Genomic DNA, 571 nt, shown 5'->3' with positions numbered 1-571 from the left:
TGAAGGCGTTGTGGTTACTATCATTTTACTTCCCCCTTTTTATCATTTACATCCAAAGCAACTTGAACAACTTGATTTTATTGGTCTTAAAGAGGTTACAATAAATCCCTCTTTTGGTTCAGTTACATAATCAATTTTAATGCCATCTGAATACTTTAAAACATTTTCATCAGCAAAATATATAATATCTCCAACCTTTTCTGTTACATCCCCTTCTTTTATATCATCAAAGGCAAGGCCAAACTTTGCACCATGACAGGCTACAGCCTCTACATAAATTCTTAGTTGATTTTTTTCATTATAGGTCTTAATTGCCTCTAATATCTTTTCCTCTGCTAGTTTTGTAACATGAACTTCCATTTTGACACCTCTTTTTAAAATGTATTTTTAAAACCTTAAGTGAGATGCTAAATAAGATAAATATAAAAAAAGAAGCGCTTTTATGTGGAGAAACCTATTCGATAAATCAAGCCTATAGACAAAAGCAGCTAAAGGAAAATCATCAGATTACTACTTTAAATTGCGATTGTTCAGGAAAACATATAGGAGTTATTGCAACCTGTCTTCATAA

2 protein-coding genes are annotated in these 571 nt (G+C 31.3%); one reads left to right on the top strand and one right to left on the bottom strand.

Going from position 1 to position 571, the window contains the following annotated elements:
• Positions 1-42: 42 nt before the first annotated feature.
• Entirely contained in the window at positions 43-360 is a 318-nt protein-coding gene (locus TCEL_RS00100) for a hypothetical protein (protein ID WP_018656090.1), read from the bottom strand.
• 44 nt (positions 361-404) lie between these two features.
• Between TCEL_RS00100 and TCEL_RS14325 the strand changes: the two genes are divergently transcribed.
• A partial coding sequence (locus TCEL_RS14325) for an asparaginase (RefSeq protein ID WP_423219065.1) occupies positions 405-571 on the top strand: 167 nt, incomplete at its 3' end.

The sequence above is a fragment of the Thermobrachium celere DSM 8682 genome (assembly GCF_000430995.1).
In the GTDB taxonomy this organism is placed as follows: domain Bacteria; phylum Bacillota; class Clostridia; order Clostridiales; family Caloramatoraceae; genus Thermobrachium; species Thermobrachium celere.
The sequence above is the reverse complement of the archived record's forward strand: the minus strand, read 5'-3'. Positions and strand labels throughout refer to the sequence as shown.